The following is a 6,174-nucleotide window of genomic DNA, read 5'->3' on the forward strand; positions in this document are numbered from 1 at the left end:
ACGAGTTCATCAATTGACAGCGAATATCCAGACGGCGACATTAGCTCGCACAATTAAACGATTGGAGACAGCGGCATGTCGCACGCCTTATCGAAGGGGGTGGCAACGGCCTTTGCCATCGCACCTTTCCTGATTGCCTGTGGTGGGGGGGATTCCGGCGGCGCGCTCGCGCCGGTCGACGCGCCCCAATGTTCCGGATCGAGTTGCGGCACGCAAGGCCAGCCGCCGTCGCAGCCCATCAACGGCGCGCTGTGTCCGGCCGATGCCGACATCGTGAAGAGCACGTACCTCGGCGGCGCCGGCAGCGGCGAGGTCGTCAGCGTCAACATCGACGCGGTCGCGATGACCTACACGCTCAAATGGCTCGAATCGCCGATTCCGCTCGCGACCGGCACCGTCACGCCGAGCCGCGCCGGCGTCACGATCACCGGCAAGGTCGTGCACCCGCCGACCGGCACGCTGCCCACCGCCGAGCAGACCCGCTGCGCGTTCGTGCTGACGCCGGGCGCTGGCACCGCCCCGAACGGCTCGACCTACTCGACGGCCGCCGACTTCAACCAGGCGAACCCGCCGATGCTGCTGGTCGGCATGGGCGTCGCGGGCGGCGGCATCCCCGGTGCGACGGTCCAGTACGACGGGCTCACGATCATCCCCGGTGTGATCCAGAACGTCGGCCAGGTACCGAACCGCCATTTCGATTTCTACCCGTTCCTCGGCTTCGCGAGCACGACGACCGACCTCTCGAAGCTGCCGGGCACCTACAACGCGCTGATCTATCACCTCGTGCCGTCGGGCAACTACGCGACGAAGGGCGTCAACTCGAGCGAGACGTTCGATGCGAACGGTGCGTGCACGTCGTCGTCCGGCAGCTGCATGACGACCGGCAATCCGTGGACGCCGCATGCGAGCGGCGGCTACTTCGACAGCACGCAGGCGCCGCAGATCCTGCCGCAGACGTCGCTGCCGTTGATCGGCGCGACCGGCAAGTCGGCGACCGCGCACATGGTGATCGGGCAGCTCAACGGCGCGACGGTGCCGGTGATCGTGCGTACCGGCGACGTGAACCTCGGCACGCCGCCGCTGCATACGGACGCCAAGGTCGACGACGAATCGGGGATCGCGGTGCTCGCCGGCGCGACGGCGCTCCAGTCAGGCGCGATCGACGGCGGCTACGCGGGCGCGGACTCGAATTTCAAGTACACCGCCGCGCTGATCCGCGGCAGCAACGCGTCGTTCATCAATCCGAGCACGCAGGCCGAAGAGGACGGCTTCACGCTCGACTACGGCCAGTCGACGCCGGGCCTGCTGAACACGACCACGAAGCCGGCCAGCGGCGCGACCTACCCGTCCGCGTCGGGCGTGGTGATCGCGACGGGCGGCCTGTACGCGGCACTCGTGCAGGGCACCGTGAATGGCGGCGTCACGTCGACGTCGGCGAACGCGAGCACCTCGTCGACGCCGTACTTCGGCGTGGGCGCGCAGATCAGCAAATAAGCGGTGCGCGGCGGCGGGCGCGCCGCCGCGCACCGCACGCATCGCAGGAAAGGCACGAAACGACGGCGCCCGGCACGGCGCAGCTACGCACGCGGCACGAGCAACGAAACAGAAGCGGTCGACAGGGAGCCGGCCGCCGAACAAGACAAATCTGGAGGAGCAACATGAAGCGCAACCTCGTTCTGGCGGCGGCCCTTGCCGCCCCCCTTCTTTCCGCATGCGGCGGCGGCAGCGACAACCCGCCGCCGCTCGTCGAAGACCGGCTCTGCCCGGCGTCGCTCGACTACAGCACCGTCTTCACGGGCGGCGCGGGCAGCGGCGAACTGGCCAAGGTCCAGCTCGACACGACCAAGATGACCTGGCAGGTCACCTACGTCGAATCGGCGGTTCCGCAAACCACCGGTACCGTCACGCCGACGCGCGCCGGCACCGTGGACAGCGGCACGCTCACGCAGGAAACGATGTTGCCGACCAACAAGCTCAACCAGTGCGCGTTCCGCCTGAACGGCGCGAGCCTCGATCCGTCGCGGCCGGCGCGCATCTTCGTCGGCTTCGGCGTCGCCGGCGGCACGATTCCGGGCAAGGAGATCCAGTTCAACGGCGTGCTCGGCCAGGCCGCGGTGCCCGACACGAAGTTCCCGTACTACCCGTTCATCGGTTTCTCGTCGATCGAAACCGACATCACGAAGGTCGCCGGCACGTACAGCCATATCGGCTTCGGCGAAGTGCCGTCGCAGAAATTCGCGCCAGCGTCGATCGATGCGAAGGTGACGATCAACGCCGACGGCACGTGGACCAAATGCGACACGACCGGCCAGTTCGCCGGCGGCGCGTGCGTGCAGCAGGGCACGAACTTCGTGCAGTCGGCCGACGGCAGCGGCGCGTTCCAGAGCAACAACTACCAGAGCCAGCTGAAGCCGACGCTGTCGGCGACGCCGCAGGGCAAGGGCTTCATGATCGTCGGCAGGCTGCGCAACCAGCTCGTGCCGGTGCTCGTGCGCACGGGCGTCGCGAACCCGAACCCGACGCCGGACAGCAACGGCGTGCCGGGCCTCACCGCCGACGACGAATCGAGCATCTCGATCCTGTCGCCGCAGACGGCGATCGCGGCCGGATCGCAGAACGGCGAATACATCGGCGTCGACAGCCAGTTCGACTACCGCACCACCGCGCTGATCAACAACCAGGCCACGCTGCTCGATCCGTTCCAGCCGTCGCAGGCTTCGCTCGCGACCGCGCTCGACCTCGACTACACGCAGAAGGTGCCGGGCACGGTCACGACGATCCACACGGGCTCGGGCAGCACGTCGCCGACCGGCAAGTTCATCTTCACGGGCGGCGTGTTCGGCTTCCTCGACAACGCTGGGACGACGCCGTATTTCACGATCGGCGCGTTCGTCCAGTAAGCGGAGGCAAGCCGTGATGAACAAGACCCTTCTCTGCGCGGCAGCCGGGGCGCTTGCCCTGGCGCCGCTCGCCGCGCAGGCGCAGAGCGCCGGCAGCAACGTCGTCACACTGGGCTGGTTCCACGTGATGCCGCAGCAAAGCAGCACGCCGATGACGACCAACGTCGCGCCGACGCCGATCAACACGCCGCTGCGGCTGCCGCCGACGTTCACGTCGCCCGGCACCGGCCTGCGCACGAGCGGCGCCGACACGGTCGGCCTGACGGTCAGCCATTTCCTGACCGACCACATCGCGGTGACGTCGGTGGCCGGCGTGCCGCCGGTGTTCAAGGTGTCGGGCCAGGGGACCATCAGGCCGCCGGGACCGGCCGGCGCGCTCGGCACGCAGAACATCGGGCTCGCGTCGGTGAACCCGATCGTCAAGAGCGTGCGGCAGTGGAGCCCCGCGGTGTTGCTGCAGTACTACTTCGGCGCGGCGACCGCGAAGTTCCGGCCGTTCCTCGGGCTGGGCGTGTCGTACAACTGGTTCAGCGACCTGCAGCTCAATACGAACTTCATCAAGCAGACGCAGGACAATCTGGGCGCGATTCTCGCGGCGGGCGCGGGCAAGCCGGGGACGACGTCGGTGGAGGCGAAGGCTTCGTCGTCGTGGCAGCCGGTGTTCAACGCGGGCTTGCAGTACAACTTGACCGAGCACTTCGGGCTGATCGCGTCGGTGACCTACATCCCGCTGAAGACGACGTCGACGGTGACGATCAAGGCCGCCGACGGCACGGTGCTCGCGGAGTCGAAATCGGAGCTGAAGGCGGATCCGATCATCAGTTACGTCGGGATGACGTACAAGTTCTGATGCGGACGAAGCCGGATGAAACCGGCCGAAGCTGCAGGAAGCGACAGCCCGCGTCAAAAAACGCGGGCAAAAAAAAGCCCGCCTAAGAGGCGGGCTGAATCCATATCAGAGGAGACATGGAGGAGACAGGTGTAACTATAGCGAATCGAATGCGGCATTGCAACATTTCCGTAGAGAAAATCAGGATTTTCCCTCGAACGCGCACTCTAGACGTTTAGTCGTCATCCGACCCCTCCCCGTTCTCCCGCTCCAGCACGGCGCCGAGCGTGTCGCGCAGCAGCGCGACCGGCCGCGTCAGGCGGCCCGGCAGCGCGCCGTGCACCATCCATACGTTGATTCGCGTCTCGAGCCCCGTGGTTTGCACCACGCGCAGCGCGTCGCGATGTGCGCTGCGCGCGAGCGCATTCGGCGAGGCGATGCCGATGCCCGCGCCGCGCGCGACCAGCGACAGCTGCAATTCCGAGCCGAACGCCTCGACCGCGACGTCGAACGGCAGGCCGGCCGCGCCGAGCGCGCGGCTCAGCGCCGAACGCATGCCGCAGCCGTCCTGACTCAGCACCCACGGAAAACCCGACAGCACGTCGAGCGACAGCGGCCCGTCCGGCAGCGGGAAATCGCGCGCGGCGACCAGCACCGTCGGCTGCGTGCCGAGCAGCGTGGCCGTCAGCGTGTCGGGCAGCGCCGCGCTGGCCGGCACCATCACGGTCGCGACATCGACCGTGCCGCGCTCGATGCCCTGCACCAGCGCCGGCGACCAGCCGGCCGTCACGCGCAACGTGAGCCGCGGAAACGCATCGCGCAGCCGGTCGATCGGCTGCTCCAGCGCGAGTTCGGACAGAAACGGCGGCACGCCGATGCGCAGCTCGCCCGACGGCTCGCTGTCGGGCGAGCCGGCCGCCATCAGCTCGTCGATCGCACCGAGCACGTTGCGCGCCAGCGCATAGACGTCGCGCCCGGCGGCGGTCGGCTTCAGCGGCTTGCTCTGCCGCTCGAGCAGCGGCAGGCCCAATAGCGCCTCGAGGTTCTGCACGCGGCGCGTCAGGCCCGGTTGCGTCAGATGGAGCTTCGCGGCGGCGGCGACCATCGAGCCGCTGTCGACCACGGCGACGAACGCCTCGAGATCACGCGTATTCAAAGCAAACTCGCATAATCATGTTAGACATATTTCAATTGTCGCATAACGATGCGATACCTACGATGAGGACTTCTTCCTCACTTGCGCGGAGCTCCGATGAACTGCCCTGCCGACGCCTGCCCCGCCGCCGTTCGCCGCGCGGCGCACGCCCAGCCTGCGCTCAGCGCCGGCATGACGCTGTTCTTCGCCGCGACGGTCGGCGTGATCGTGATGGACCTGTTCGCCGCGCAGCCGCTGACCGGCGCGATCAGCGCGGACCTGCGCCTGCCGGCGGGCCTCACCGGCCTGGTCGCGATGCTGCCGCAGCTCGGCTACGCGGCCGGCCTCGTGCTGCTGGTGCCGCTCGTCGACCTGCTCGAGAACCGTCGGCTGATCGTCGCGACGCTCGTGGTCTGCGCGGCCGCGCTCGCGCTGCCCGCGTTCACGCGCTCGGGCGCCGTGTTCCTGGCGGCGACGCTCGTCGCCGGCGCGGCTTCCAGCGTGATCCAGATGCTGGTGCCGATGGCCGCGGCGATGGCGCCCGAAGCGCAGCGCGGGCGCGCGGTCGGCAACGTGATGAGCGGGCTGATGCTCGGCATCCTGCTGTCGCGGCCGCTCGCGAGCCTGATCGCCGGCACGGCCGGCTGGCGCGCGTTCTACGTGCTGGCCGCGCTCGCCGACGCGGCGATCGCCGCGGTGCTCGCGCTGCGGCTGCCGTCGCGCGTGCCGTCGGTCACGACCGGGTATCGGGCGCTGCTCGCGTCGATGGGCCGCCTCCTCGCCGCCGAGCCGGTACTGCGCCGCCATGCGCTGTCGGCGGCGCTGGCGATGGCCGCGTTCAGCGCATTCTGGACGGCCGTCGGGCTGCGCCTCGCGCAAGCGCCGTTCGGCCTCGATCTGCACGGGATCGCGCTGTTCGCGTTCGCGGGCGCGAGCGGCGCGATCGTCACGCCGCTGGCAGGTCGCGTCGGCGATCGCGGCCACGGTCCGGCCGCGCAGCGCGCCGCGCACCTGACGATGCTCGCCGCGCTGACCGTGCTGGGCATCGCCGGCGCCGGCTGGTTCGGCTTCGACGCGCCCGCGCACCGCGGCATCGCGCTGGCGCTGCTGGCCGGCGGCGCGGCGCTGCTCGATGCGGGCGTGATCGTCGACCAGACGATCGGCCGGCGCGAGATCAACCTGTTGAACCCGGCCGCACGCGGGCGGCTGAACGGCCTGTTCGTCGGACTGTTCTTCGTCGGCGGCGCGCTGGGGGCCGCACTGGCGGGCAGCGCGTGGGCGTGGGCGTGGGGCGGGTGGAGCGCCGTGTG

General features: G+C 69.2%; 5 protein-coding genes. 4 read left to right on the forward strand and 1 reads right to left on the reverse strand.

The features are described from left to right. Window positions 1-75: 75 nt before the first annotated feature. The 3 genes from C3Y15_RS26635 (at window position 76) to C3Y15_RS26645 (ending at window position 3,750) form a co-directional block, all read left to right on the forward strand. Window positions 76-1,494 (forward strand): DUF2957 domain-containing protein, encoded by a 1,419-nt coding sequence (locus tag C3Y15_RS26635; RefSeq protein WP_059568079.1) that lies wholly within the window; start codon window positions 76-78, stop codon window positions 1,492-1,494. Window positions 1,495-1,658: 164 nt separating this feature from the next. Then, window positions 1,659-2,900, forward strand: a complete 1,242-nt coding sequence (locus C3Y15_RS26640; protein ID WP_011882977.1) for a DUF2957 domain-containing protein — start codon at window positions 1,659-1,661, stop codon at window positions 2,898-2,900. A 16-nt stretch (window positions 2,901-2,916) separates the two neighbouring features. Then, window positions 2,917-3,750: an OmpW family outer membrane protein gene (locus tag C3Y15_RS26645; RefSeq protein ID WP_011882976.1), complete on the forward strand. Its 834-nt coding sequence runs from the start codon at window positions 2,917-2,919 to the stop codon at window positions 3,748-3,750. Window positions 3,751-3,964: 214 nt separating this feature from the next. On the opposite strand, the gene C3Y15_RS26650 is transcribed toward C3Y15_RS26645, so the two are convergent. Then, window positions 3,965-4,885, reverse strand: coding sequence for a LysR family transcriptional regulator (locus tag C3Y15_RS26650; RefSeq protein ID WP_011882975.1), 921 nt, complete (start codon window positions 4,883-4,885; stop codon window positions 3,965-3,967). A gap of 96 nt (window positions 4,886-4,981) precedes the next feature. Between C3Y15_RS26650 and C3Y15_RS26655 the strand changes: the two genes are divergently transcribed. Continuing rightward, window positions 4,982-6,174: MFS transporter (locus tag C3Y15_RS26655; protein ID WP_134206894.1), on the forward strand; the 1,193-nt coding region annotated here is incomplete at its 3' end.

The sequence above is a fragment of the Burkholderia sp. B10 genome (assembly GCF_004368385.1).
Taxonomy (GTDB): domain Bacteria; phylum Pseudomonadota; class Gammaproteobacteria; order Burkholderiales; family Burkholderiaceae; genus Burkholderia; species Burkholderia vietnamiensis.